Source organism: Aliivibrio sp. S10_S31 (genome assembly GCF_014694495.1).
Taxonomy (GTDB): domain Bacteria; phylum Pseudomonadota; class Gammaproteobacteria; order Enterobacterales; family Vibrionaceae; genus Aliivibrio; species Aliivibrio fischeri.
Window position 1 is genome coordinate 1 of the sequence record NZ_JAAUWR010000106.1, and the last position, 563, is coordinate 563.

Consider the following 563-nt stretch of genomic DNA (forward strand, 5'->3'; position numbering starts at 1 on the left):
CCCCCCATTATTAATTAGCTAGTATGACAAGAATTACAACAATAGTAACAACCGTTAATTCGTCTACCTGGATATTGTCGTCTTGCTTCAGATACGGCTCCAGAGCAACTAATATGAAAACCAAGATCTATTCGATTTTGTTGTTCTGGCATATGAGAGCATCCAGTTGATAAATTGTGGACTTCATGATCGCCATTACTTTGTTGATTACGGTTTACAATAAATTGCGGCATTATTAATTTCTCCTTAAACATGTTTGTATGTCTACACAGAAATTGCGCCTAATTTGTATAATTAACAACGAATATAGTTTGAAATTGTAGCTATGTTGCGATTAATGAAAGAAATAAATTTTTATATAGAAAAAATTGACTTTAGTTAATGAGTTAAAATTTCAGAGGTGCTACCGACGTAAAATTAATCTAGTATTAATTGGTCGCATAACAAATGCATCAACACGATTTGCTACACTCGGCGTTGTCAGTTTGCCTTTAGTTTCAGTGATTAAGGCAGTAAAATTTAGCTAGGTCTGCATAGTAGCAAACGTGTTATGCAGGCGTTAT

At 33.9% G+C, this 563-nt stretch carries 1 protein-coding gene; it reads right to left on the reverse strand.

Annotated elements, in window-relative coordinates:
- Window positions 1–14: 14 nt before the first annotated feature.
- On the reverse strand, window positions 15–233 hold the full coding sequence (locus tag HC728_RS19805) for a hypothetical protein (protein WP_155658538.1): 219 nt from the start codon (window positions 231–233) through the stop codon (window positions 15–17).
- Between the last annotated feature and the right edge of the window lie 330 nt (window positions 234–563).